Here is a 24,581-nt window from a genome sequence, read left to right as displayed (position 1 = left end):
GGGACGTCGGCCCCGCTGGTTACCGTGGCGGGCATGCGCAACCCGACCGACGGCGGCCAGGCGGTCCTGCCCGGCATGCCCCGGCGGCTGCTGCGCGCCAGCCCGAAGTCGCTGGCCGACTTCTCCGACTGCCCGCGCCGCTACCGGTACGCCAACGTCGACCGGCCCACCCCGCCGCGCGGCCCCCGCTTCGCCCACCACACGGTCGGGACGGCGCTGCACCAGGTGCTGTCCTCGTGGTGGGACCTGCCGGTCGAGCGCCGCACGCCCGGCGCGGCGCGGCAGCTGCTCTACGCCGCCTGGACGCCGGCCGGCTTCCGCGACGCCGAGCAGTCCGACCGCTGGAAGGCCCGCGCGGCCGGCTGGCTCACCGAGTACCTCGACGGCGTCGACCCCACCGACGAGCCGCGGTCCCGCGAGCGCACGGTCAGCACGATGACCGAGCGCATGACCCTGTCGGGTCGCGTCGACCGGATCGACGAGCGCGGCGACGAGCTCGTCGTCATCGACTACAAGACCGGCCGGACGCCGAGCACCGACGACGAGGCGCGCGGCTCGCAGGCCCTGGCGCTGTACGTGCTCGCCGTCCGCCGGACGATGCGCCGGCCGTGCAGCCGGGTGGAGCTGCACCACGTGCCCAGCGGCACGGTCGCGGCCTTCGAGCACACCGAGAAGTCGCTGGCCAACCACGCGCGGCGGGCCGAGGACATCGCGATCGACATCCAGGCGGCGAGCGAGGCCGTGGCCGCCGGCCAGGACCCGGACGCGGCGTTCCCCGCCGTCCCGGGCAAGCAGTGCGGGTGGTGCGACTTCCGGTCGAGCTGCCCGGCCGGCCAGGCGGCCGGTCCGGCCCGGGAGCCGTGGAGCTTCCTGCCCGAGGAGGACTGACCGTGCCGGGGCCGACCCGCGGCCTGCACCGCTGGGCCCTGGGGCTGGCGGTGCTCCTCGCGGTCGCGCTGGCGGTGACCACGTGGCAGGACTCCGGCGCGTGGGCGCTCGTCCTGCTCGGCGTGCCCGTGGCGCTGAGCGCCGCCGCCTACCGCGCCGCGCCGACCGCGTCGTCCAGCTGGCAGACCGGCGCCGCCGCCGTCCTCGTGCTGGTCTGGGCGGTGCTCCTGGCGCAGGGCATCGGGTTGTTCTTCCTCCCGGTCGCGGTCCTGCTCGGCCTCGCCGCGTTCACCGAGACCGAGGTGGTCAGGCGCTGAGCCGCTCCGCGCCGGCCCGCTCGAACCCGGCCCGCACGATCGGCGAGCGGTACGCCCGGTCGGGCAGCGCCAGGAACCCGGCGCGGAACGCGCGCAGGCCGGTGGTCGCCGCCGCGTCGGTCAGCGGGAGGCCCGGCAGGGAGTACATCCGCCGCGCCCACCCCGGCAGCAGCGCGAAGCAGAGCCCTGCCAGCGAGCCCCAGACCGGCCGGGCCGGCGTGAGCACCTGCAGCCAGCCGGGCATCGGCGGGAGGAACAGGTCCCGCACGCCCTTCACGGCCGCGGGGGTGGCCCGCAGCTCGGGCCGGATGCCGGCGAAGTACGCGTCGAGCTCGGCGACCGACGTCGGCACCGTCTCCAGCGGCACCCCGACCAGCTGCGCGAAGGCGACCTGCTCGGCCACGTAGCGGTCCGCGTCCCGGTCCGGGAGGTCCAGGCCGGCGCGGCGGGCGGTGGTCAGGATCGACTCGACCGCGCAGCTGTGCACCCAGAGCAGCAGGTCGGGGTCGTCGACCCGGTAGGCCCGGCCGGTCGTCTCCTCGACGCCGGAGAGCTTCCGGTGGTAGCCGCGCACGCGGGCGGCCATCCGGCGGGCCTCGGTCCGCGTGCCGAACACGGCCGTCTCCATGTACTGGCCGGTGCGGGTGATCCGCATCCACCAGTCGTCCTTGAATCCGGCGGAGTTGCGCGCCACGCCGTCCATGGCCACCGGGTGCAGCGCCTGGAGCATCAGCGCCCGCATGGCGCCCAGGTGGTAGGCGGGGTCGCCGTGGATCCGCCAGGTCACGCTGCCCGGCCCGAAGAAGCCCAGCCGGTCCTCCTCCTCGGTCCAGTCGTCCGGGGAGGGGAGCGGGGCCAGGCGCCGGTTCATGCGATCGAGCCCCAGAACTCGCAGAGCACCTGGACTGTGCGTTCCGGGTTCTCGACCGCGGGGGAGTGGATCGAGTTGTCGATGACCTCGTACCGCGCACCGAGCCTGCGGGCCATGTCCGCCTGCACGTGGGGCATCCACGCGTCGTCGGCCTCGCCGTGCGCCACGAGCACCGGGACGCCGGTGGCCGCCAGCTCCGCGACGCGGTCGGGTTCGGCGAGCATCGCGTCGGCCATCCCGCGCAGCCCGGCCGCGCTGTTGGCCAGGAAGCGGCGCGCGTAGAACTCGCGGGTCGGTGCCGGCACCGCCTGCGCCTTGGGATCGGTCATCGCCACCTGCTCGAGCGTCTGGTGCACCAGCTCGACCCCGCCCTGGTCCAGCAGCGGACCGAGGAAACCGAGCAGCTCCGCCCGCCGGCCGCCCAGCTCTGCCGGTCCCGAGCCGAGCAGGGTGAACGTGGTGAACAGCCCCGGTTCGGCGATCACCGCCGACCGGGTGACCAGGCCGCCGAAGCTGTGACCCAGGAGGTGCAGCGGCGCACCGTTCTCCTCGCGCAGCTCGCGCGCGACGGCGACGACGTCACGGCAGAGCTCGGGCACGGTGTAGCCGGCCGGGTCGTCGGGACCGGGCGACTCGAACTGCCCGCGCTGGTCGACGGCCACCACCCGGTACCCGGACGAGGCGAGCGGCCGCAGCAGCGGGGCGAAGTCCTCCTTGCTGCCCGTGTAGCCCGGGACCAGGAGCACCGTGCCCGACCTGCCCGGGCCGGTGTCCAGCGCGGCGATCGGGCCGGCGCCACCGGCGAAGGTGCGCGGCCGCGCGTCGTGATCGGCGAGCTGGCGCAGGTCGTCGGTGGGGATGGCGAGGGTGACGGAGTCGTAGTCGGGACCGCCGGGCAGGACCATGGTTCCCAGTGAACCTCGCTCGGGCGCCGCGTGCCGCGCCGGGTCAGCGGTAGCCGACCACCCCGTCGTCCAGCCGCAGCACGACGACCGGTCCCAGCGCCGTGGCGGTGCCGCCCTCGGCCACGCCCGAGGCGGTGGAGGAGGCGCGCTCCGCCCCGGTCGCCGGGTCCAGCAGCGCGAAGCCGTCGGTCCGCGGTACGACCAGCGCGGGGACCGTGTCGTCGGCGGGCGGCCCGGGCAGCCCGGTGGCCGGCGCCGTCCAGCGGGGTTCGCCCGTGGCCGGGTCGAGCGCGGTGAGCCTGCCCTCGGCGTGCAGCAGCACCGCACCGCCGGCCGAGGTCATCGCCGCCGTCCCGGTCACGGGGAGCAGGGCGCGGGCGGCGCCGTCGGCGGCGGCGAAGGTGCGCAGCTCGCCGTCGACCCGGACGGCGATCAGGTCGTCGGCGCCCAGGAGCGCCACGTCGGCGCCGTCGGGGGCCGGGACGTCGACCACCCAGCGCTGCGTGCCGGCGAAGCCGTCGAGCACCCGCAGCTGGACGGCGTCGGCGTTGCCGCAGCGCTGGACGACCGCGACGCCCGCGCTGCCGACGGCGGCGTCCAGCCACCGGCACCCGCTCGGCGGCCGTTCCCGCCACCGCAGGGTGTTGCCGTTCGGGTCGAGGGTGACCACGCCGGACGAGGTCTCGGCGAGCACGACGGAGGAGGTCGAGCTGAGCTCGATGTCGGGGCGCAGGTCGAGGTTGCGGGTCCACGCCCGCACCCCGGTGCCGGCCACCAGCGCGACCGCCTCGTCACAGCGGCCGGCGGTGCGGAACACGGCGACGACGACGCCGTTGGTGGCGGTGGCGCCGCACAACCGCGCGTTCGAGCGGGTGTAGTGCCACACCTCGTCGCCGGTCAGCGGGTCCAGGGCGCGCACGCCGTGCTCCTCGCCGACGACGACCCGGGCACCCTCGACGACGTCGGCGGGCAGGGTCGACCCCTCGGCCGACCAGACCTCGGAGACGGCGCCGCCCGGCGTCCCCGTGGGGACGTCGGGCGGCGGAGCTGTCGTGCTCTCGGTGGCCGCCGCGTCGGAGCCGCGCCAGAGCAGCGCGGCGACGAGCACGAGGGCCGCGACGGCCGCCGTCCACACCCACACCCGCAGCGGCAGGCGGCCGACGGTGCTCATGGCCCCGTCCGGAGGCTCGCCGCGAGCGTGCGAGCGGTGAGAGGGACGGGGTCCTCCATCAGGAGTCGGAGGCGCTGGCGGCGGCCTCGCCACCCTGCGCGGCCCCGCCACGGCCGGAACCGCCACGGCGACGGCGACGACGGCGCGGCTTGGCGGCCCCGCCCTCGGCGGCACCCTCGGCCGGGGCGTCGGCCGCGGCGGCCGGGGCCTCGGCCTGGCCCTCACCGCTCCCGCTGCGGGTGCGGCGTCGCGGACGGCTCTTGCCGCCGCCGGCCGGGCGCTCGGTGTCGGCGGGACGTCCGCCGCGGTCGGCCGGGCGGTTGCGCTTCCCCGTCTCGCCGAGGTCCTCGAGCACCTCGGCGTCCAGGCCCTCGCGGGTGCGCTGCGAGCGCGGCAGCCGGCCCTTCGCGCCCTCGGGCACGTCCAGGTCGGTGTAGACCCACGGCGAGGTGGAGTAGGTCTCCGGCGGGTCCTCGAAGCCGAGGCCGAGCGCCTTGTTGATCAGCTGCCAGCGGGGGATGTCGTCCCAGTCGACCAGGGTGACCGCGACACCGGTGGAGCCGGCACGGCCGGTGCGGCCGATGCGGTGCACGTAGGTCTTCTCGTCCTCGGGGCACTGGTAGTTCACGACGTGGCTGACGCCGGTCACGTCGATGCCGCGGGCGGCGACGTCGGTGGCGACCAGCACGTCGACCTTGCCGCTGCGGAACGCGCGCAGCGCCTGCTCGCGGGCGCCCTGGCCGAGGTCGCCGTGCACGGCGGCCGCGGCGAACCCGCGGTCGACCAGCTCGTCGGCGACCTTCTGCGCGGTGCGCTTGGTCCGGCAGAAGACCATGACCAGGCCGCGGTCGCGGGCCTGGAGCACGCGCGAGAGCAGCTCGGGCTTGTCCAGGTTGTGCGCCCGGTAGATGAACTGGGTGGTCTGCGGGACGGTCGAGCCCTCGTCGTTGCCGTGCGCGCGGATGTGCGTCGGCTGGGTCATGAACGACCGCGAGAGGGTGACGATCGGGCCCGGCATGGTCGCCGAGAAGAGCATCGTCTGCCGCTTCTCCGGCACCATCGCGAGGATCCGCTCGATGTCGGGCAGGAAGCCCAGGTCGAGCATCTCGTCGGCCTCGTCGAGGACGAGCACCTTGACCTTGCCCAGGATCAGGTCGCCGCGCTGCGCGAGGTCGAGCAGCCGGCCGGGGGTGCCGACGACGACCTCGACGCCCTTGCGCAGCGCCTCGATCTGCGGCTCGAACGCCCGCCCGCCGTAGATGGCCTCGACGCGCAGCCCGCGCTTCGCGCCGGCGGTCGCGAGGTCACGGGACACCTGGACGCAGAGCTCACGGGTGGGGACGACGACCAGCGCCTGCGGCACGCCGTCGCCGCCCTCGGCCGGCGGGGTGACCCGGTTGAGCAGCGGGACGCCGAACCCGAGCGTCTTGCCGGTGCCGGTGCGGGCCTGACCGATGAGGTCGTTGCCGGTCAGCGCGAGCGGGAGCGTCAGCTCCTGGATGGCGAAGGTGCGGGTGATCCCGGCGTCGGCCAGCGCGGCGACGATGTCGGGGTGGACGTCGAAGTCGCTGAACAGCGGGCTGTCGGTGGCCACGGGCGCGCCGCCCAGCTCCTCGACCTGCTGCTCCAGCTCCTCGGGAGCGGGCGCGCCGGACTCGGCGCGGTCGAGGTCGACGGCGGTGGTGTCGGTGGGAGTGGTGTCGGTGGGGGTGTTCTCGGTGGAGGTCAGTGCTCTCGCCTCTGGTCTGCTGGGGGACCGGCTCCGGCGGCGGGGATCGCCGTCCTCGGACCTGTCCCGGTCGGTTGTCGCGGGATCGGTTCCAGCGCCGACGCGGCCAGCAAGACCGGGCGGGATCGGCCCGGGAGACAGCCCGGAGGGGCGTCGTCCGACGGTCGTCAGCGCACAGATGAACTAGCGAGCCGAACGGCTCACCGATTCCCATGCTAGCGGAGGCACCGGTTAGCCTCTGCCCGCCGCACGCGCGGTGTGGTCCGCCCCACTCCGCCGGGGCGGCGCACGCCCTCCCTCCGAGCACAGGAGATCCCGAGTGAGCGAGGCCGATCAGGGTGCCGTCGTCGACCTGCTGGGGGTGCTGGCCTACGCCGAGCTGACCGCCTTCGACCGGCTGGCCGAGGACGCGCGGATGGCCCCGACGCTGACCGGTCGGGCGGCGCTGGCCCGCATGGCCGCCGCGGAGATCACCCACCACGTCCGGCTCACCGAGCGGCTGGTCGAGCTCGGCGCCGACCCGTCCGCGGCGATGGCGCCGTTCACGTCGGCGCTGGACACGTTCCACGAGAGCACCCGGCCCAGCACGTGGCTGGAGGGGCTGGTGAAGGCCTACGTCGGCGACGGCCTGGCCGCGGACTTCTACCGCGAGATCGCCGAGTTCCTGCCCGACCCCGACCGGGCCCTGGTGCTCGAGGTGCTGGACGACACCGGGCACGCCGACTTCGCCGTCCGCGAGGTGCGCGCGGCCATCGCCGCGGACCGCCGGCTCGCCGGCCGGCTGGCGCTCTGGGGACGGCGGCTCGTGGGGGAGGCCATCACCCGCTCGCAGGCGGTCATCGCCGAGCACGACCGGCTGGCCGACCTCATCGTCACCGGGACCGGTGACCTGGCCGGCATCGGCCGGCTGATCGAGCGGATCACCGACGCGCACACCGAGCGCATGAAGGCGCTGGGGCTGCGGCCCTGAGACGACGACGGGGCGCCCACCGCGCGTGCGGTGGGCGCCCCGTCGTCGTACGGGCGATCAGCTGCCGGCGATGAACCCGACGCGGCGCTGGTCGGCCTGGGCGATCTCCACGTAGGCGATCCGGTCGACCGGCACGAGCACCCGGCGACCGCGCTCGTCCTCCAGGGTCAGCAGGCCGTCCTTGGTGGCACCGGACATCGCCTTGGCGACCTCCGCGGCGATCTCTTCGGGGGTGTTGGGGCTGTCGATGACCAGCTCCCGGGGGGAGTGCTGGACGCCGATCTTGACTTCCACGTGGGCGATGCCTCCTCGTTGGCGGAACTGGCCCAACGCTAGTGCAGGCGGGCGCGGTCGGTCCGGTCGTGCCGGTGCGCCGACAGCGAACGACGGCTCAGGAGGACAGCTGCTCGCCGTCGGCGAGGCGCGGGAATCCCGAGATGCCCCGCCAGGCCAGCGCCGACATCAGCGCCACGGCCTCGTCGCGGGAGACGGTGCCCTTGCGCGGCAGCCACCAGCGGGCGCTGGTCTCGGCCAGGCCGGTGAGCCCGGAGGCCAGCAGCAGGGCCCGCTCGGGGTCGGCACCGGTGTCGGCGGCGATCACCTCGGCGATCGCCTCGACGCAGACGCCGGTGCCGCGGTCGACGATCGCGCGGACGTCGTCGTCGTTGCGCAGGTCGGACTCGAAGACGAGGCGGAAGGCCTCGCCGTCGGAGTCGATGAAGGCGAAGTAGGCGCCGACGGCGGCGTCGACCCGCGCGCGGTTGTTGTCGGTGGCCGCCATGGCCTCGCCGACCCGGTCGGCCAGCTCGGAGACGTGCTCCTCGAGCAGGGCCAGGTAGAGGTCCCGCTTGCCCGGGAAGTGCTGGTACAGGACCGGCTTGCTCACCCCGGCGCGGTCGGCGATGTCGTCCATCGCCGCGGCGTGGAAGCCCTGCGCCACGAAGACGTCCTGCGCCGCGCGCAGCAGCTGGAGCCGGCGGGCGCCCCGCGGGAGACGGGACGTGCGTCGGCTGGCCGCGGGTGCTGGGCGTGGGGGCTGCATGGCGAACGGCATGTTACCGGCGGGTTCTCGCCCCGGATGCGCCGCTCACCCGTGCGGTTACCGTCGAGCGGGTGACCGACGCCTTCCTCTCCGACGCGCCGCGCCCGGAGGGCGGCGCTCCCGACGCGCCCGCGTCGAGCACCGCGCTGCCGGAGCTGCACCGGTTGCTGCCGCCCTGGCCGGGGGACCAGCTGCCCGTCAGCGGTGGTGAGGTCTTCGTCCGCCGCACGCCCTGGACCGGCCCGGTGGACGGCGACGTCGACGGGGCACCGCGCGAGCGGGCGCTCTACGTGCACGGGCTCGGTGGGGCGTCGACCAACTGGACCGACCTCGCCGGGCTCCTCGCCGTCCGGCTCGAGGGCTGGGCGGTGGACCTGCCCGGGTTCGGCCGCTCGCAGCCTCCGCCGCGCGGCCGCTACTCGATCCGCGGCCACGTGCGCGCCGTCGTCGACGTCCTCGAGCACGTCCGCGCGCAGCCCGGCGAGGGCCTGGGCCGGCCGGTGCACCTGCTGGGCAACTCGCTCGGCGGCCTGGTCAGCCTGCTCGTCGCCGCCCACCGCCCCGACCTGGTCGCGACGCTCACCCTCGTGTCGCCGGCCATGCCGGTGTACCGGGTGCCGCCGTCGTTCAGCCGGGCGCTGCTGCTCCTGCTGCTGCCCGGCATCCCGTCGCTCGCGGAGAAGCGGATGGCCGGGATCACCCCGGAGGAGAGCGTGCGGGCGATGGTGCGCATGTGCTTCGGCGATCCGGCCCGGGTGCCGCGCGAGCGGATCGACCAGGCCGTCGCCGAGATGCGGGAGCGGTCGGAGCAGCCGTGGGCCGATCGCGCGCTCACCCGCAGCATGCGCGGCCTGATCACCTCCTACCTGCGGGTCGGGCGGGCCAACGCCTGGCGCATGGCCGCCTCGCTCTCCCAGCCGACGCTGGTGATCTGGGGCGACCGGGACAAGCTCGTGGACCCGGCGCTGGCGCCCCGGCTGGCCGCCGTCGTCCCCGACTCCCGGCTGCGGCTCCTGGAGGGCATCGGCCACGTCGCGATGCTCGAGGCGCCCGAGCCGACGGCCCGCGCCGTGCTGGGCATGCTGGAGCAGCTGCCCGGGCGCTGAGACGTGCCGCGTCGTGCGGCTGTGGCCGGCAGACGACGCTGCGTGAGACCCTGGGGCCGACGCAGGGACGAGGGCAGGGGGACGGTCAGTGGCGGGACGCCTTCCCGACGGCCGGGGACCCGCCTCCGCCGTCCGCGGCCTGCCGCCCGCGCGTCCCGCCGCCCGCGGCGCACCGGTCCGGTCCGGGCCGCTGGTCGCTGCCCCCGACCTCGACACCGCCCGGGCGCGGCGTCGTCCCCCCGCGCCCGGTGGACGGGTGCGGCGCTTCGCCCGCCGCTACGGCTGGCGCGCCTACGCCGTCCCCCTGCTGACCATCGCCACGCTGCTCACGCTCGGCGACCTCGCGCTGGACGAGCCGGCCGGCACGGCCGTCGCCGGCAGCACCACGGCGGCGCCGACGCCCGAACCCGAGGACCTGCCGGGCATCGCGGCCGCGCCGACCACGCCCGCCCAGGGCGACGCCGAGCCGACCGGCACCCCGGTGGCGACCGGACCCGAGACCTACGTGGAGCAGGGCGCCGGCACGGTCTCGGTCGTCGACGGCGGGTCGGCCGTGTACGGGACCGGCCCGCTGCGCCGCTTCGTCGTCGAGGTGGAGGACGGCATCGGTGTCGACGGCGAGACCTTCGCCCAGGCGGTGACGGCCACGCTCGGCGATCCGCGCTCGTGGGGGAACGGCGGGCGGATGTCGTTCCAGCGGGTCGGCGCGGTCGAGGCGGCGGCGAGCCAGTACGAGTTCAAGGTGACCCTGGTCAGCCCGGGCAGCATGGAGCGCTACTGCCCGGGCGTCGGCACCGGCGGCTACACCTCCTGCCGCTACGGCGAGCGCGCGGTCATCAACCTGGCGCGCTGGGCCACCGCCGTCCCCGACTACCAGGGTGACGTCGCCACCTACCGGCAGTACGTCGTCAACCACGAGGTCGGTCACGCCCTCGGCAACGGCCACCAGCCGTGCCCGGGTGCGGGCCAGGTCGCCCCGGTGATGCAGCAGCAGACGCTCGGCCTCGAGGGCTGCACCAAGAACGCCTGGCCCTACCCGTAGCCGCGGGAATCGGCCCGCCTGGCACGCTGTTGTGCGGAAGAACGCGCCGGCCCAGAGCCGGGAAACCGCGACCCCGAGGAGCAAGCGTGTCCCTGCCACCCCTGGTGGAGCCCGCCGCCGACCTGTCCATCGACGAGGTCCGCCGCTACAGCCGCCACCTGATCATCCCGGACGTCGGCATGGACGGGCAGAAGCGGCTGAAGAACGCCAAGGTGCTCGCCGTCGGCGCCGGTGGCCTCGGCTCGCCCGTGCTCATGTACCTCGCCGCGGCGGGTGTCGGCACGCTGGGCATCGTCGAGTTCGACGTCGTCGACGAGTCCAACCTGCAGCGCCAGATCATCCACGGGCAGTCCGACGTCGGCCGGTCGAAGGCGGAGAGCGCGCGCGACTCCATCAAGGAGATCAACCCGCTGATCGACGTCCGGCTGCACGAGACGCGGCTGGACAGCGACAACGTCCTCGACATCTTCAGCCAGTACGACCTGATCGTCGACGGCACCGACAACTTCGCCACGCGCTACCTCGTCAACGACGCGTGCGTGCTGCTGAACAAGCCCTACGTGTGGGGCTCGATCTACCGGTTCGACGGTCAGGTCTCGGTCTTCTGGAACGAGCACGGTCCGAACTACCGCGACCTCTACCCGGTGCCCCCGCCGCCCGGGATGGTCCCCAGCTGCGCCGAGGGCGGCGTGCTCGGCGTCCTGTGCGCGACGGTCGGCGCCATCCAGGCCACCGAGGCGGTCAAGCTGATCACCGGCATCGGCGAGACGCTGCTCGGCCGGCTCATGGTCTACGACGCCCTGGAGATGACCTTCCGCACGATCAAGGTGCGCAAGGACCCCGAGGGGGAGCCGATCACCGGGCTCATCGACTACGAGGCGTTCTGCGGCGTGGTCTCGGAGGAGGCCCAGCTGGCGGCCGCGGGCTCGACGATCACCGTCGACGAGCTCAAGGACATGATGGACGCCGGCAAGGACTTCGAGCTGATCGACGTCCGGGAGCCGAACGAGTACGAGATCGTATCGATCCCCGGCGCGAAGCTCATCCCCAAGGACGAGCTGCTCTCGGGCCGCGCGCTGGCGCAGCTGCCGCAGGACAAGCCGATCGTGCTGCACTGCAAGACCGGTGTCCGCTCCGCCGAGGTGCTCGCCGCGGTGAAGAACGCCGGCTTCAAGGACGCCGTCCACGTCCAGGGTGGCGTGACGGCGTGGGCCACGCGCATCGACAAGGCGCTCCCCACGTACTGAGTGATCCCGATACGACTGGCCCGGTGCGTCCCCTCGGGGAGCGTGCCGGGCCGTCGTCGTCTTGACTGGCGGCATGGCCGACTTCTCGCCCGTGGAACTCCTCGAGCTCTTCCAGCGCGCGCAGGCGCTGTTCACCGACCGGGTGGACGCCGTCGACCCCGACCAGTGGGAGGACGAGGCGCTGCCCGGCTGGACGGTCGCCGACCTGGTCGCGCACCTGGTGAGCGAGCACCTCTGGGCGCCGCCGCTCCTGGCCGGCGAGCCCTACGCCGAGGGCCGGTTCCCGGACGAGACCTCCGACCTGCTCGGCGACGACCCGTTCACCGGCTGGGAGACCGCCGCCGACGGCTCGCTGTCGGCCTTCGCCGAGGACGACGCCCTGGTGCGCACCGTCCACCTCGAGCGCGGCCCGACGCCGGCGACCCAGTACATCCTCGAGATGACCGCCGACCTCACCGTGCACTCCTGGGACCTCGCCCGCGCCACCGGTGGGGACGCCGAGCTGGACGGCGAACTGGTCACCGCTGCCCTCGTCTTCGCCGAGCAGCTGCCCGAGGACGGCGTCCCCGGCGTCTTCGACCCGCCGCTGGACGTCTCGGCGTCCGCGTCACCCCAGACCCGGCTCCTGGCCCGCTTCGGCCGCAAGGACTTCTGAGAGCAGGCCGCCCTCGCCCCCCACTGCTCGGACGCTCGCGGCGGGGCCCTGCAACGGGGCCGGGGAACGGGCCAGGATGGGCGCGTGACCGATGCCGCCCTGGACGTCGACGAGGCGGTGTTCGACGTCGTGGAGCGGATCCCGCCCGGTCGGGTGAGCACCTACGGCGCCATCGGGCGGCTCGTGGGCGTCGGTCCGCGCCGGGTCGCCCGGGCCCTGTCCCAGGGCGGGGGAGCGGTGCCCTGGTTCCGCGTGGTCCGGGCCGACGGCTCGGCCGCCGAGCCCGTGCGGGTGCGCCAGCTCGAGCTGCTGGCCGCCGAAGGGGTCCCGCTGCGCGGCGGCCGGGTCGACCTGCGCGCCGTGGGCTGGCCCGGTTGAGTCGTCCCCCGGGATGACGGGGATCACGACCAAGATCGTCCGGAAGGACGATGCGGGCGGACGGCCGCCCGCGATCGGATGGCAGCGTGCTGAACCCGACCACCGAGCGCCTCCGCCGTCCGTCGCCCCGCCTGGCCCGCATCGGGCGGCGGGTGCTGCTCGCGGTCGTGGCGGTCGCCGTCCTCGTCGTCGGCACGACGTGGGCGCTCACGCCGGGGGTGGACGACGCGCGCGCCCGGGTCGACGCGCGGCTGAGCGCGTTCGGTGGCGCCGCGCTTTCCGGCGACGTGCCGCCGCGCATCGCCGCCGCGCTGCTGGCGACGGAGGACAGCCACTTCGCCGACCACATCGGCGTCGACTGGCGCGGCGCGCTGCGCGCACCGCTCGGCCTGGTCACCGGGGACGACCTGGGCGGCTCCACGCTGCACCAGCAGCTGGCCCGCGTCCTCTACGAGGACGGCGCCACCGATCCGCTGGCCAAGGCCCGCGCGGTGGTGCTCGCGGTGAAGCTGGACCGCGGGTGGACCGACGAGCAGATCCTGCGGATGTACCTGGACGCCGCCTACTTCGGGCACGGCTTCTACGGGATCGAGGCCGCTGCCGAGGGCTACTTCGGGCTGGCTCCCGCCGAGCTGGACTGGGCGCAGGCCTCGGTGCTGGTCGGCCTCGTGCAGGCGCCCAGCGCCTACGACCCGCTGGTGCACCCCGAGCTGGCCGCGGCCCGCCAGGCGCACGTCCTGGACCGGCTGGTGGACGTCGGCGAGCTGGACCGCGACACCGCCGACGAGATCGCCACCGAGCCCTGGGGTCTGGTGGGCTGACGCACGCCCGGGAGTCGTCCCACGCGACCCAGCCGTCCCGGAACCGTCGGAGGTCCGTGCTTCCATCGAGGGGTGGCGCAGCGGGGGACGGAGAGCGGGCCGGTCTACCGGCTCGTGCAGGGTGCGGCGCCCCGGGTTGGCGCCCCGCGGCTCGACCGCACGCAGCAGGCGGTCGTCGACCACCCGGGCGGCCCGCTGCTGGTGCTCGCCGGACCCGGCACCGGCAAGACGACGACGATCGTCGAGGCGGTCGCCACCCGCATCGAGGCCGGGGTCGACCCCGAGCAGATCCTGGTCCTGACCTTCAGCCGGAAGGCCGCCGCCGAGCTGCGCACCCGCATCACCGGCCGGGTCGCGCAGACCATCCGCGAGCCGCTGGCCCGCACCTTCCACTCCTACGCCTACGGCGTGCTGCGACGGGCGGCGCTGCTGCGCGGCGAGGCCCCGCCGCGGCTGCTCACCGCCGCCGAGCAGGACGCCGTCGTCGCCGAGCTGCTGCGCGGTGACGTCGCCGAGGAGGGGGCGGTCCGCTGGCCGTCCGACCTCGCCCCGGCGCTGGCCACCGCGGGGTTCCGCACCGAGCTGCGCGACCTCCTCCTGCGCGCCACAGAGCGCGGCGTCGGGCCCGAGCAGCTGGCCGCGTGGGGCCGGGAGACCGGCCGGGACCACTGGGTGCACGCGGCCTCCTTCCAGGAGCAGTACGAGGCGGTGACCGCCTTCTCGACCGCGGGCCGCGGCGACGCCTCCGGCTACGACCCGGCCGAGCTGGTGCGGCAGGCGATCGCCGAGCTCGACAGCGACGCCGAGCTGCTGCGGCAGGAGCGCGAGCGGGCGCGCTGGCTGTTCGTCGACGAGTACCAGGACACCGACCCCGCGCAGGTCGAGCTGCTGGAGCTGCTGGCCGGCCGGGGCGGCAACCTGGTCGCCGTCGGCGACCCCGACCAGTCGATCTACGCCTTCCGCGGCGCGGAGCCGCGCGGGATCACCCAGTTCGCCGAGCGGTTCCGGCACACCGACGGCCGGCCCGCCGGCCGGGTGTCGCTCGGGGTGTCCCGCCGGTCCGGGGCCGAGCTGCTGCGGATCAGCCGGGTGGTCGCCGAGGGGCTGCCCGGCCCGTGGGAGCACCGCCGCCTCGAGGCGGGGGAGTCGGCCGACCCGGGCACCGCCGAGGTGCACGTCTTCGGCTCCGCCGCCGTGGAGGCCGCGTACCTGGCCGACGTGCTGCGCCGCGCCCACCTGCTCGAGGGTGTCCCGTGGTCGCAGATGGCGATCGTCGTGCGCACCGCCGGCGCCCTGGGCCCGCTGCGCCGGGCGCTGGCCTCGGCGGGCGTGCCCGTGGGGATCTCCTCCGACGACCTCCCGCTGGCGGTCCAGCCCGCGGTCGCGCCCTTCCTGCAGTGCCTGACGGCGCTGCTGCCCGGTCGGGACGGCGAGCAGGCCGGCCTCGACGAGCCGGCCGCCGAGGCGCTGCTCGCCTCCCCGCTGGGCGGCGCGACGGTGCTCGACCTGCGCCGGCTGCGCCGCGCGGTGCGGATCGAGCTGGCCAAGCAGGGGGTCGACATCGCCGAGCGCGGCACCCCGCTGGCGCTCGCGCTGGAGGACGACGCGCTGCTCGAGCGGCTCCCCGAGCACGTGGCCCGGCCGGCGCTGCGGGTCTCCGCGGTCCTCGCCGCGGGACGCCTCGCGCTGGCGCACGGCGGCACCGCGGAGGACGTGCTGTGGGCCATGTGGCAGCGCAGCGGCCTGGCCGGCCGGTGGGCCCGGGCCAGCGCTGCGGGCGGCCCGCCGGGTGCCGTCGCCGACCGCGACCTCGACGCCGTCGTGGCACTGTTCGACGCCGCCGCGGGGTTCGTCGACCGGCTGCCGTCGGCCGACGTCCGTGCGTTCGTCGCCCACCTCTCGGCGCAGGAGCTGCCCAGCGACACCGGCGCCGCCCGGGCCGCGGCGGGGGAGACGGTCCGGCTGCTCACCGCGCACGCGGCCAAGGGCCTGGAGTGGGACCTCGTCTGCGTGGCCGGCGTCCAGGAGGGGGTCTGGCCCGACCTGCGCGAGCGCGCCTCCCTGCTGGGGGCCGAGGTGCTGGTCGAGCGGGTCGCCGGCATCGACGGCGCCGCCGTCGACCGCCGCACCCTGGCGCTCGCCGAGGAGCGCCGGCTGTTCTACGTCGCCGTCACCCGCGCCCGCCGGCGGCTGGTCGTCACCGCGGTGCAGGGGGCGCTCGACGGCGCCGACGCGGGGGCCACCGCGTCGCGTTTCCTCGACCTCGTCGTCCCGCCGCCGGAGGACGGCCGGCCGCTCACCGAGCTGCCGCGCTCGCTCACCCTGCCCGCGCTGGTCGCCGAGCTGCGCCGCGCCGTCACCGATCCGGCGACCCCGGCGGCGCGCCGGTCCACCGCCGCGTCGGTGCTCCGGCGGCTGGCCGACGAGGGCGTGCCCGGCGCCTCGCCGCGCGACTGGTGGGGGCTGGCCCCGCTGTCCGACGACGCCCCGCTGGTGCCCGAGGAGGACGACGTCCGCGTCCGCCCCTCGCACATCGAGACCTTCCAGCGCTGCCCGCTGCGCTGGGTGCTCGGTGCCGTCGGCGCCGAGGCCTCGCCGGACACCACCCGCACGGTGGGCACGGCGGTGCACGCCGTCGCCCAGCAGGTCGCCGAGGGGCTGCCGGCCGCCGAGGCCCCGGCGGCACTCGACGTCGAGCTCGACCAGCTCGACCTGGGGCCGGGGTGGTCCGACCAGCGCCAGCGGGCCGCCGCCCAGGACATGCTGTCCCGCTTCCTGCGCTGGCACGCGGCCAACGACCGCGAGCTGGTGGGGGTGGAGGAGAACTTCGACGTCGTCGTCGGCCGCGCGCGGCTGCGCGGCCAGGTCGACCGGCTGGAGCGCGACGCCGAGGGCCGGCTGGTCGTGGTGGACCTCAAGACCGGCAAGACCGCGGCGAAGAACACCGAGGAGCACGGCCAGCTCGCCGCGTACCAGGTCGCCGTCGGGGCCGGCGGCTTCGGCGGGCACGGCGACGTCCCGGGCGGCGCGGCGCTGCTGCAGGTGGGCACCGGCGCCAAGGCCAAGGAGCAGCACCAGGAGCCGCTGCCGGCCGACCTGCCGGTCGAGCAGACGTGGGCCGGTGAGCTGATCGCCACGGTCGGGGACGGCATGGGCGCGGCCACCTTCGAGGTGCGCACCGGCACCCACTGCCAGCGCTGCCCGATGCGCCGCAGCTGCCCGATGCACGAGCGCGGCCGGCAGGTGACGGGATGAGTGACCAGCTCAGCTTCGACGACCTGCTGGGTGCCGCTCCGGGGGCCGAGGAGCCGCGACGGGTGCTCAGCCCGGCCGAGGTGGCCGCGCGCTGCGGGCTGTCCTACGCGCCCTCGCCGGAGCAGGCCCGGGTCGTCGAGGCCCCCGCGGACCGGCCGCTGGTCGTCGTCGCCGGCGCCGGCTCGGGGAAGACCGAAACGATGGCGGCGCGGGTCTCCTGGCTGGTGGCCAACCGGGTGGTCGAGCCGGAGGAGATCCTCGGGCTGACCTTCACCCGCAAGGCCGCCAGCGAGCTCAACGAGCGCATCCACCTGCGGCTCGGCGCGCTGGCCCGGCACCCCGACACCGAGCCGGCGCTGCGCGACCGGCTGGCGATCGCGCAGCCGACCGTCTCCACCTACCACGGCTACGCCGCGGCGCTGGTCGCCGAGCACGGGCTGCGGATCGGGGTCGAGCCCGGTGCCGGCGTGCTCGGCCCGGCGATGTGCTGGGGGCAGGCCGCCACCGTCGTCGCCGCCTACACCGGCGACATGGACGACGTCCCGCTGACGCTCCTCACCACGGTCGAGGACGTGCTCGCGCTGGCCTCGGAGATGGGCGAGCACGACGTCACCCCGGCCGCGCTGCGGAACTGGACGGCGCGGCTCGAGGCGCAGATCGCCGGGTACGCCGATGCGCCGAAGAAGCGCGGCCCGTACGCAGCGGTGAACGACATGCTGGCCCGGCAGCGCGCCCGCGTCGCGCTGCTGCCGCTGGTCGAGGCCTTCGAGGCCCGCAAGCGCGCCATGGGCTCGATCGACTACGCCGACCAGGTCGCGCACGCCGCGCGGATCGCCGTCTCCGCGCCGGAGGTCGGCCGCCGCGAGCGCGCCCGGTGGAAGGTCGTGCTGCTCGACGAGTACCAGGACACCAGCGTCGGCCAGCTGCGGATGCTGGAGGCGCTCTTCGGCGGCAGCACCGGCCACGCGGTGCTCGCCGTCGGCGACCCGCGGCAGTCGATCTACGGCTGGCGCGGAGCGTCGGCCGGCACCATCGAGCGGTTCGACCGCACCTTCCCGGGGCGGGGCGCGAAGCGGGCCGAGCGGCTGACCCTGGCCACCAGTTGGCGCAACGACGAGGCGGTCCTCGCCGTCGCCAACGCCGTCTCCGGGATGCTGCCGCCGCCCGAGCACCCGCTGCCCGACCTCGCCCCTGCCCCGACCGCGGGCCGGGGAGCGGTGACCGTCGGGCTCTACGACACCGTGGCCGACGAGACCGCAGCGCTGGCCGACCGGCTGGCCGCCTGCTGGCAGAACGAGGACCCCCTCGTCGCCCGCTCGGACGGGAAGCGCCCCACCGTGGCGGTGCTGGTGCGCACCCGCAAGCAGCTGCCCGGCATCGCGGCTGCGCTGCGCGAGCGGGGGCTGCCGGTCGAGGTCGTCGGCCTCGGCGGGCTGCTCGAGGTGCCCGAGGTGTCCGACGTCGTCGCGACGCTGACCGTCCTCGTCGACCCCACGGCCGGCGACGCGCTCGGCCGGCTGCTGACCGGTGCCCGCTGGCGGATCGGTCCGCGCGACCTGGCCGCGCTGGAGGCCCGTGCGCGGGCGCTGGTGCACACCCGCCGGCCGGTCCGGCCGACCGAGGAGGGCGCACCGGCGGTCGAGGCGCCGCCCGAGCGGGGCAGCATCGTCGAGGCGCTCGACGACCTCGGCGACGCGGCCGCCTACTCGCCGGCCGGGTGGCGGCGGCTGCGCCGGCTGGGCGCCGAGCTGGCCCACCTCCGCAACCGGCTGGGGGAGTCGCTGCCCGACCTGGTCGACGAGGTCGCGCGCACCCTGGGCCTGGAGACCGAGCTGGCCAGCGCGCCCGAGGCCAGCCCGGCCGGTGCCCGCGCCCACCTCGACCAGCTGCACGCCGTCGCCGCGGAGTTCACCGAGCTCGCCGAGCTGCCGTCCCTGCCGGCGTTCCTCGGCTACCTGCGCGACGCCGAGGAGCGCGAGCGCGGCCTGGAGCCCGGCGAGGTGGCGGTCAACCCGGAGGCGGTGCAGCTGCTGACCGGGCACTCGGCCAAGGGGCTGGAGTGGGACGTCGTCGCCGTGCCCGGCATGACGGTCGACCAGTTCCCGGCCCGCAGCAACGCCAGCGACTCCTGGATCAAGGACCCGGGCGCCGTCCCGGTCGACCTGCGCACCACCGACCGCGAGGAGCTGCCGCAGCTGAAGCTGCCCGTGCCCGGCTCGGGCGACCAGGCGGCGGTCCGCGATGCGCTCGAGCAGTACGTCGAGGACTGGAAGGCGTTCGGCCTCGACGAGGAGATCCGGCTCGGCTACGTCGCGGTCACCCGCGCCCGGCACCTGCTGCTGTGCTCCGGCAGCTGGTGGCGCGACGGCGTGAAACCCTGCGGGCCGTCGGTGCTGCTGCACACGGCGAAGGAGGCCTGCGAGGCCGGCGCGGGCACGGTCGTGCACTGGGCGTCCGCACCCGAGGACGGCGCGACCAACCCGGCGCTGGAGGAGTGGCCGATCGGCGTGTGGCCGGCCGACCCGCTCACCGCCCGGCGGCGCCGCGCGCTGTCGGCCGCCGCGGAGCTGGTGGAGTCCGCGTCGCCGCACCCGCTGGACCCCGAGCGCTCGCTGGGCGACGACGACCCGCTGGTCACCTCGTGGGTGCGCGACGCCGACCTGCTGCTGCGCGAGCGGGCGCGGCAGTCCAGCCCGACCGTCGACGTGCCGCTGCCCTCCCACCTGTCGGTCTCGGCGCTGGTGACGCTGCGCCGCGACCCGGGTGAGCTGGCCCGGCGGCTGCGGCGGCCGATGCCGGCCGCCCCGGCACCGCAGGCCCGCCGCGGTACCGCGTTCCACGCCTGGCTCGAGGAGCGCTTCGGGGCCAACCGGCTGGTCGACCTGGACGAGCTGCCCGGATCGGGCGACGAGTTCGCCGCCCCGGACGACGCGCTCGCCGAGCTGCAGGAGGCGTTCCTGGCGAGCGAGTGGGCCGACCGGCAGCCGCTCGAGGTCGAGGTGCCGTTCGAGACGCCGCTGGGCCCGCTGACCCTGCGCGGCCGGATCGACGCGGTCTTCCGGCGGGAGGACGGCGGCTACGAGGTCATCGACTGGAAGACCGGCCCGCCGCCGTCCGGCGCCGAGCTCACCGCCGCCGGCGTGCAGCTGGCCGCGTACCGGCTGGGCTGGTCGCGGCTGACCGGCGTGCCGGTGGAGCAGGTCAGCGCGGGCTTCCACCACGTCGCCGCGAAGGAGACCGTGCGTCCGGTCGACCTGCTGGACGAGGCCGGTCTGCTCGCCCTGGTCACCGGCGGCCAGGCATAGCGGGCCGGGTCAGCCCCGGGCGGCGGCCAGGGCGGCGCGCAGCTCCCGCATCGACGGGTTGCTCAGGAACGTGTCCGCACCGATCCGCACGGTCGGCACCAGCTCGTCCCCACCGTTCACCCCGCGCACGACGGCCGCCGCCTCGGGATCCGCCCAGATGTCCACCGCGCGGTAGGGGATGCCGGCCAACCTGAGGCGGGTGCGCAGGTGCAGGCAGAACGGGCAGCCGGCACGCCAGTAGACGGTCAGCTGGTCGGCGGCCGTCGGGGTCTCGGTCACGGCGCACTCCTCGGCAGGGGCGGGTGCGGCCCAGTGTGCTCCGACCGCGGTGCGCCGCGGCGCGGTCAGCTCGAGGCGATGCGGTCGAGGATGGCGGCGGCCAGCTGCTCCGGTGCCTGCTCCGGGATCCAGTGCGTGACGCCCGGCAGCTGCACGAACCGGTAGTCGCCCGGCACGAACTCCGCGCAGGCCTCGGCCGCCATGCGGCCGATCGCGACGTCGCCGTCGCTCCACACGTACGTCGTCGGCACGCCGATCTTGTCCACGCGGACGTCGGAGCTCATGGCCCGGTACCAGTTCAACGCGGCGGTCAGGGCCCCCGGGGCGGACAGCACACCCACGTACTCGTCCACGGTCTCGGGGGAGATGCCGCTGGTCTCCACGTCGTACATCCGGCGCAGCCGGCGGGCCTCGTCGGCGAGCAGCACCTCCTCGGCCTTGCCCGCCTGCCAGAAGAGCCGGATGTAGGCCGAGCGCTCCTTCTGCTCCGGATCGGCGCGGTAGGCGGCGGTGTAGGCAGCCGGGTGCGGCACCGACACGGCGGTCAGCGACCGCACCCGGTCGGAGTGCCAGCCGGCCAGCGCCCACGCCACGTTCGCACCCCAGTCGTGCCCGACGACGTCGGCGACCGGGATCTCCAGCGCGGTCATCAGGTCCGCGGTGACCTGCGCGAGGTTCTGCAGCGCGTAGGCGTCCACGTCGGCCGGCCGCGCGCCGGGGGAGTAGCCCAGCTGGTCGGGCGCGTAGGTGCGCAGCCCGGCCTGCGCCAGCAGCGGCGTCACCGCCGCCCACGACGCCGACGTCTCGGGGAAGCCGTGCAGCAGCAGCACCGGCCGCCCGTCCTCCGGTCCGTCGACGCGCACGTCGAAGGTCAGGTCGCCGACATCGGTGCGCAGCAGCTCTCCGGGCATGCCCCGGACGCTAGCCGGGCACGGGCCGCGGCGCGCCCGGCGCTACCGTCGGCAGCCGTGACCAGCCCCGAGCGCGAGTACGTCTCCGCCCACCTCGACGACCTGCACGCCGACCTCGACGCCTGGCTGCGCATCCCCTCGATCTCGGCCGACCCCGCGCACGCCGGCGACGTCGCCGCGAGCGCCGCGTGGCTGGCCGAGGCGCTGCGCCGCACCGGCTTCCCGACCGTCGAGGTCTGGCCGACCCCCGGGGCCCCCGCCGTCTACGCCGAGTGGCCGAGCGCCGACCCCGACGCCCCGGTCGCGCTCGTCTACGGCCACCACGACGTCCAGCCGGTCGACCCGCCGGAGCTGTGGGTGCACCCGCCGTTCGAGCCGACCGTCGTCGACGGCCCCGACGGCCCGGAGCTGCACGCCCGCGGCGCCATCGACGACAAGGGCAACGTGGCGTTCCACCTGCTCGGCATGCGCGCGCACCTCGCCGCCAGCGGCCGCGACACCCCGGCGGTCACCGTCAAGCTGCTGATCGAGGGCGAGGAGGAGTCCGGCTCACCGCACTTCGCCGACCTGCTGCGCGAGCGCCGCGACCGGCTCGACTGCGACGTCGTCGTGGTCAGCGACACCGGGATGGCCGCGCCGCACCTGCCCAGCGCCGTCACCTCCATGCGCGGCCTGGCCGACGTCGAGCTCACCCTGCGCGGCCCCGCCGTCGACCTGCACTCCGGCTCCTTCGGCGGCGCCGTCCCCAACCCGCTGCACGCCATGGCGCGGCTGCTCGCCGCGCTGCACGACGACCAGGGCCGGGTCACGATCCCCGGTTTCTACGACCGGGTCCGGCCGCTGTCCGACCGCGAGCGCGAGCTCATGGGCCGCGTCCCCTTCGACGAGCAGGAGTGGCTGGCCGGCCCGGCCGCCTCCCGCACCACCGCGGGCGAGGCCGGCTTCACCACGCTCGAGCGGATCGGCGCCCGCCCGACCGCCGAGGTCAACGGCATGTGGGGCGGCTACCAGGGCCCCGGCCACAAGACGATCATCCCGGCCGAGGCGCACGCCAAGCTCACCTTCCGGCTGGTCGCCGACCAGCGCCCGCAGGAGATCGGCCCGCTGGTGCAGTCGTGGGTCGAGGCCAACCTCCCGGCGGGCATCGAGGCGGAGGTGCACGCCCCGCCGGCCGGGGTCGCGCCGTGCGCCAGCGACCTGGACTCCCCGTGGATGGACGCGCTGCTGTCGGCCATCGCCCAGGCGTGGGACTCGAGGGCCGACGACGTCCTCTTCCTCAAGGAGGGCGGCAGCGGCCCGGAGGCCGACCTCGTCGAGCAGCTCGGCGCGCCCCTGCTCTTCCTGGGCGCGGGCCTGCCCACCGACCGCATCCACTCGCCCAACGAGCGGGTCCTGCTCCCGATGCTGCACCGCGCCGCCGAGGCCACCGCCCACCTGTGGCGCGAGCTGGCCGCTCGGAGGCCCGCCTAGCCCCGGGTGCCGAGGACGACGGTCGCGCCGCGCTCGCCGTCCTCGGCCACGGCCGGGAGTAGGCCGGCGGCGGCCACGGCGGCGGTCGCGGCCGGCACCTGCTGCCCGGAGGTCTCGAAGAGCAGCACCCCGCCGACGGCGAGCCACGACGCGGCGCCGTCGATCACCCGCCGGGCCACGGCCAGGCCGTCGTCCCCGCCGTCGAGCGCCAGCCGCGGCTCGTGGTCGCGCGCCTCCGGGGGCATCGACGCGATCGCCGCCGTCGGCACGTAGGGGACGTTCGCGACGAGGACGTCGACCCGCCCGCGGAGCCGGGCCGGCAGCGCGTCGAACAGGTCTCCCTGACGGACGTCGACGCCGGGCAGGTTGCGCACGGCGCAGGCCACCGCCGCTGCGTCGAGGTCGGCGGCGGTCAGCTCGACGCCCGGGACCCGCGCGGCCAGCGCCGCCCCCACCGCGCCCGAGCCGCAGCACAGGTCGACGACGACGCCACCGGGCCGGGCGAGGGCCGCCGCCCGCTCCACCAGCAACTCGGTGCGCCGCCGCGGCACGAACACGCCCGGCGCCAGGGCGATCCGCAGCCCGTCGAAGGACACCCAGCCCAGCAGCTGCTCCAGCGGTTCCCCCGCCACCCGCCGGTCCACGAGGTCGACCAGCGCGGCCCCGGTCGCTGCCCCGGTCAGCAGCGCGGCCTCCTCCTCGGCGAACACGCAGCCCGCAGCCCGGAGCCGGGCGACCACGTCGGCGGGAGAGGACGGCGTCACGGGCGCGGACGGTACCCCCGGGCGGCGCCGTCCTAGGCTGGCCGCGTGACCGGAGAGGGGCAGCCGCCACCGCCGCCGGGCTGGTACGCCGATCCCGACGGCACGCCCGGCATGGTGCGGTGGTGGAGCGGGTCGGGCTGGTCCGACGTCGCCGTCCCCACCGGCCCGGGCGTCGCCGTCCAGAGCTCGCCGGTGCTCGCACCCACCCGGCCGGAGGTCCCGCAGCCGCAGCCCGTGCCGGAGCCGCAGCCGCGCAGCCGCCGTGGCACCTGGCTGGTCCTCGGCGCCGTCGCGGCGGTGGTCGCCGTCGTCGTCGGGCTGGTGGTCGGCACCCGGGACCACGACGAGCCGGCCGCCGCCCCCGCCGACCGGCCCGGCTCCAGCCAGCTGCCCTCGGGACCCACGTTCACGCCCAGCACCGTCCGGATCATCGACGAGCAGTCCGGCATCTCCTACCCGTACCTGGGGGAGGGGTGGCGGGAGTACGACTTCGCGTTCATGGCGGAGACGTCGACCGTCGCCGGGCAGTACTTCACGACCCAGGAGCTCACCCCGGCCGGCGACCGGTTCATCGCCCAGTGCACCTCCGGACCGGTGCGGGAGGGCCTGGGCTGGACCGGCCCGGGCAGCGAGGCGGCCACGGCGGCCGCGCTGGCCGACAGCGTGCGCGGCAACTACTACCCGGGCCCGAACGAGCGGCGGATCCTGCGCGACGAGCCGCGCACCGTCGACGGGCACGCCGCCCACCTGCTGGAGTTCCAGCTCTCCTGGGACGTCGAGGGCTACGACGCGACGGGGGAGCGGGCCGCGCTGCTGGTGGTCGACGTCGGGCGGCCCGCCCCGGCGCTGCTCTACATCTCGATCCCCAACACCCACGCCGAGCTCTACGGCGTCATCGACGCGGTCGTGGGCGCCGTCGAGGTGCTCTGAACCGGCGACGGCCGGCTCAGCGCTCGACGGACAGCCGCATCGCCGGGTAGCGCGCCTCGGTGAAGCCGAGCGAGCGGTAGATGCCGATCCCGGCCGCCGTCGCGGACAGCCGGACGGTGCCCGCGGTGGTCTCGGCGCGCACCCAGTCCAGCACCGCCGCGACGCACGCCCGCCCGAAGCCGCGGCCCCCGTACCCGGGCAGCGTGCAGACGTTGAAGAGCTCGGCCCGCACCCCGGAGGGGTTCCACGGGTTGGGGCTGTGCGGCTCGCACTCCACGGCGGCGCCGCTCACCGGCCGCCCCTCCACGTCCACCACGAAGGCCGCGAACCGGGCGGGGGACGCCAGCCGTTCCGCGAACCAGCCGAGGGACGCCGACCGCCAGGGCGCCGCGGCGGGGCCGGGATCGGTGCCCATGGCGGCGAACATCGCGGCCCGCAGCTCCACCATCGCCGCCGCGTCGTCCGGGCCCGCGCGCCGCACCGCTCCTCCGTGCACGGCGCCATGCTGCCCGGTCGCGGACGCCG

23 protein-coding genes are annotated in these 24,581 nt (G+C 75.9%); 13 read left to right on the top strand and 10 right to left on the bottom strand.

Annotated elements, in window-relative coordinates:
- Window positions 1-33 precede the first annotated feature (33 nt).
- Both DQ241_RS13475 and DQ241_RS13470 read left to right on the top strand, forming a co-directional pair.
- Complete coding sequence (locus DQ241_RS13475; RefSeq protein WP_233492424.1) at window positions 34-888, top strand: PD-(D/E)XK nuclease family protein; 855 nt, start codon at window positions 34-36, stop codon at window positions 886-888.
- A gap of 2 nt (window positions 889-890) precedes the next feature.
- Entirely contained in the window at window positions 891-1,205 is a 315-nt protein-coding gene (locus tag DQ241_RS13470) for a hypothetical protein (RefSeq protein ID WP_113830692.1), read from the top strand.
- Here DQ241_RS13470 and DQ241_RS13465 read toward each other — a convergent pair.
- From DQ241_RS13465 to DQ241_RS13450, 4 genes are read right to left on the bottom strand one after another with little or no spacing between them, the layout of a single operon-like run.
- On the bottom strand, window positions 1,195-2,076 hold the full coding sequence (locus DQ241_RS13465) for an oxygenase MpaB family protein (RefSeq protein WP_233492423.1): 882 nt from the start codon (window positions 2,074-2,076) through the stop codon (window positions 1,195-1,197). The genes DQ241_RS13470 and DQ241_RS13465 overlap by 11 nt on opposite strands.
- Window positions 2,073-2,981 (bottom strand): alpha/beta fold hydrolase, encoded by a 909-nt coding sequence (locus DQ241_RS13460; protein WP_113830691.1) that lies wholly within the window; start codon window positions 2,979-2,981, stop codon window positions 2,073-2,075. The genes DQ241_RS13465 and DQ241_RS13460 overlap by 4 nt, the downstream gene beginning before the upstream one ends.
- A 43-nt stretch (window positions 2,982-3,024) precedes the next feature.
- The gene (locus DQ241_RS13455) at window positions 3,025-4,152 is read right to left on the bottom strand and encodes a PQQ-binding-like beta-propeller repeat protein (RefSeq protein WP_113830690.1); all 1,128 of its coding nucleotides are present in this window, start codon (window positions 4,150-4,152) and stop codon (window positions 3,025-3,027) included.
- A 58-nt stretch (window positions 4,153-4,210) separates the two neighbouring features.
- Entirely contained in the window at window positions 4,211-5,746 is a 1,536-nt protein-coding gene (locus DQ241_RS13450) for a DEAD/DEAH box helicase (protein WP_113830689.1), read from the bottom strand.
- Window positions 5,747-6,200: 454 nt separating this feature from the next.
- Between DQ241_RS13450 and DQ241_RS13445 the strand changes: the two genes are divergently transcribed.
- A complete protein-coding gene (locus DQ241_RS13445; RefSeq protein ID WP_113830688.1) occupies window positions 6,201-6,851 on the top strand; it encodes a ferritin-like fold-containing protein in 651 nt (216 codons plus the stop codon).
- A gap of 57 nt (window positions 6,852-6,908) precedes the next feature.
- Here DQ241_RS13445 and DQ241_RS13440 read toward each other — a convergent pair whose 3' ends face one another.
- Window positions 6,909-7,145 carry a DUF3107 domain-containing protein gene (locus DQ241_RS13440; protein ID WP_113830687.1) on the bottom strand — a complete coding sequence of 79 codons (237 nt, stop codon included), beginning with the start codon at window positions 7,143-7,145 and terminating at the stop codon, window positions 6,909-6,911.
- Between the two features lie 97 nt (window positions 7,146-7,242).
- Window positions 7,243-7,893: a TetR/AcrR family transcriptional regulator gene (locus DQ241_RS13435; protein WP_113830808.1), complete on the bottom strand. Its 651-nt coding sequence runs from the start codon at window positions 7,891-7,893 to the stop codon at window positions 7,243-7,245.
- 71 nt (window positions 7,894-7,964) lie between these two features.
- On the opposite strand from DQ241_RS13435, the gene DQ241_RS13430 reads away from it, so the two are divergent.
- The 8 genes from DQ241_RS13430 (at window position 7,965) to DQ241_RS13395 (ending at window position 19,702) form a co-directional block, all read left to right on the top strand.
- Window positions 7,965-8,999 carry an alpha/beta fold hydrolase gene (locus DQ241_RS13430; RefSeq protein ID WP_113830686.1) on the top strand — a complete coding sequence of 345 codons (1,035 nt, stop codon included), beginning with the start codon at window positions 7,965-7,967 and terminating at the stop codon, window positions 8,997-8,999.
- A 256-nt stretch (window positions 9,000-9,255) separates the two neighbouring features.
- Window positions 9,256-10,041, top strand: coding sequence for a DUF3152 domain-containing protein (locus DQ241_RS13425; protein WP_233492422.1), 786 nt, complete (start codon window positions 9,256-9,258; stop codon window positions 10,039-10,041).
- 86 nt (window positions 10,042-10,127) lie between these two features.
- Window positions 10,128-11,288, top strand: coding sequence for an adenylyltransferase/sulfurtransferase MoeZ (gene moeZ, locus DQ241_RS13420; RefSeq protein WP_113830684.1), 1,161 nt, complete (start codon window positions 10,128-10,130; stop codon window positions 11,286-11,288).
- Between the two features lie 73 nt (window positions 11,289-11,361).
- Window positions 11,362-11,943 carry a TIGR03086 family metal-binding protein gene (locus DQ241_RS13415; protein WP_113830683.1) on the top strand — a complete coding sequence of 194 codons (582 nt, stop codon included), beginning with the start codon at window positions 11,362-11,364 and terminating at the stop codon, window positions 11,941-11,943.
- A gap of 84 nt (window positions 11,944-12,027) precedes the next feature.
- Entirely contained in the window at window positions 12,028-12,321 is a 294-nt protein-coding gene (locus DQ241_RS13410; protein ID WP_113830682.1) for an MGMT family protein, read from the top strand.
- An 86-nt stretch (window positions 12,322-12,407) separates the two neighbouring features.
- Window positions 12,408-13,142 (top strand): biosynthetic peptidoglycan transglycosylase, encoded by a 735-nt coding sequence (locus DQ241_RS13405; protein ID WP_158545931.1) that lies wholly within the window; start codon window positions 12,408-12,410, stop codon window positions 13,140-13,142.
- A gap of 72 nt (window positions 13,143-13,214) precedes the next feature.
- Window positions 13,215-16,397: an ATP-dependent DNA helicase gene (locus DQ241_RS13400; RefSeq protein ID WP_113830680.1), complete on the top strand. Its 3,183-nt coding sequence runs from the start codon at window positions 13,215-13,217 to the stop codon at window positions 16,395-16,397.
- Window positions 16,394-19,702: an ATP-dependent DNA helicase gene (locus DQ241_RS13395; protein WP_113830679.1), complete on the top strand. Its 3,309-nt coding sequence runs from the start codon at window positions 16,394-16,396 to the stop codon at window positions 19,700-19,702. Before DQ241_RS13400 ends, DQ241_RS13395 begins: the two co-directional genes overlap by 4 nt.
- Window positions 19,703-19,711: 9 nt before the next feature.
- Here the strand turns inward: DQ241_RS13395 and DQ241_RS13390 are convergent, their stop codons facing one another.
- Window positions 19,712-19,981, bottom strand: a complete 270-nt coding sequence (locus tag DQ241_RS13390) for a glutaredoxin domain-containing protein (RefSeq protein WP_113830678.1) — start codon at window positions 19,979-19,981, stop codon at window positions 19,712-19,714.
- A 65-nt stretch (window positions 19,982-20,046) separates the two neighbouring features.
- Window positions 20,047-20,892 carry an alpha/beta fold hydrolase gene (locus tag DQ241_RS13385; RefSeq protein WP_113830677.1) on the bottom strand — a complete coding sequence of 282 codons (846 nt, stop codon included), beginning with the start codon at window positions 20,890-20,892 and terminating at the stop codon, window positions 20,047-20,049.
- A 57-nt stretch (window positions 20,893-20,949) separates the two neighbouring features.
- Between DQ241_RS13385 and DQ241_RS13380 the strand changes: the two genes are divergently transcribed.
- Window positions 20,950-22,362 carry a M20/M25/M40 family metallo-hydrolase gene (locus DQ241_RS13380; protein WP_113830676.1) on the top strand — a complete coding sequence of 471 codons (1,413 nt, stop codon included), beginning with the start codon at window positions 20,950-20,952 and terminating at the stop codon, window positions 22,360-22,362.
- Here the strand turns inward: DQ241_RS13380 and DQ241_RS13375 are convergent.
- Window positions 22,359-23,126 (bottom strand): putative protein N(5)-glutamine methyltransferase, encoded by a 768-nt coding sequence (locus DQ241_RS13375; protein WP_199584500.1) that lies wholly within the window; start codon window positions 23,124-23,126, stop codon window positions 22,359-22,361. The two genes, DQ241_RS13380 and DQ241_RS13375, sit on opposite strands and share 4 nt — an antisense overlap.
- Window positions 23,127-23,171: 45 nt before the next feature.
- On the opposite strand from DQ241_RS13375, the gene DQ241_RS13370 reads away from it, so the two are divergent.
- On the top strand, window positions 23,172-24,056 hold the full coding sequence (locus DQ241_RS13370; RefSeq protein ID WP_113830675.1) for a DUF2510 domain-containing protein: 885 nt from the start codon (window positions 23,172-23,174) through the stop codon (window positions 24,054-24,056).
- Between the two features lie 16 nt (window positions 24,057-24,072).
- On the opposite strand, the gene DQ241_RS13365 is transcribed toward DQ241_RS13370, so the two are convergent.
- Window positions 24,073-24,552 carry a GNAT family N-acetyltransferase gene (locus DQ241_RS13365; RefSeq protein ID WP_199584498.1) on the bottom strand — a complete coding sequence of 160 codons (480 nt, stop codon included), beginning with the start codon at window positions 24,550-24,552 and terminating at the stop codon, window positions 24,073-24,075.
- Window positions 24,553-24,581 lie beyond the last annotated feature (29 nt).

The organism is Blastococcus sp. TF02A-30 (assembly GCF_003319185.1).
Lineage (GTDB): Bacteria > Actinomycetota > Actinomycetes > Mycobacteriales > Geodermatophilaceae > Blastococcus.
The sequence above is the reverse complement of the archived record's forward strand: the minus strand, read 5'-3'. Positions and strand labels throughout refer to the sequence as shown.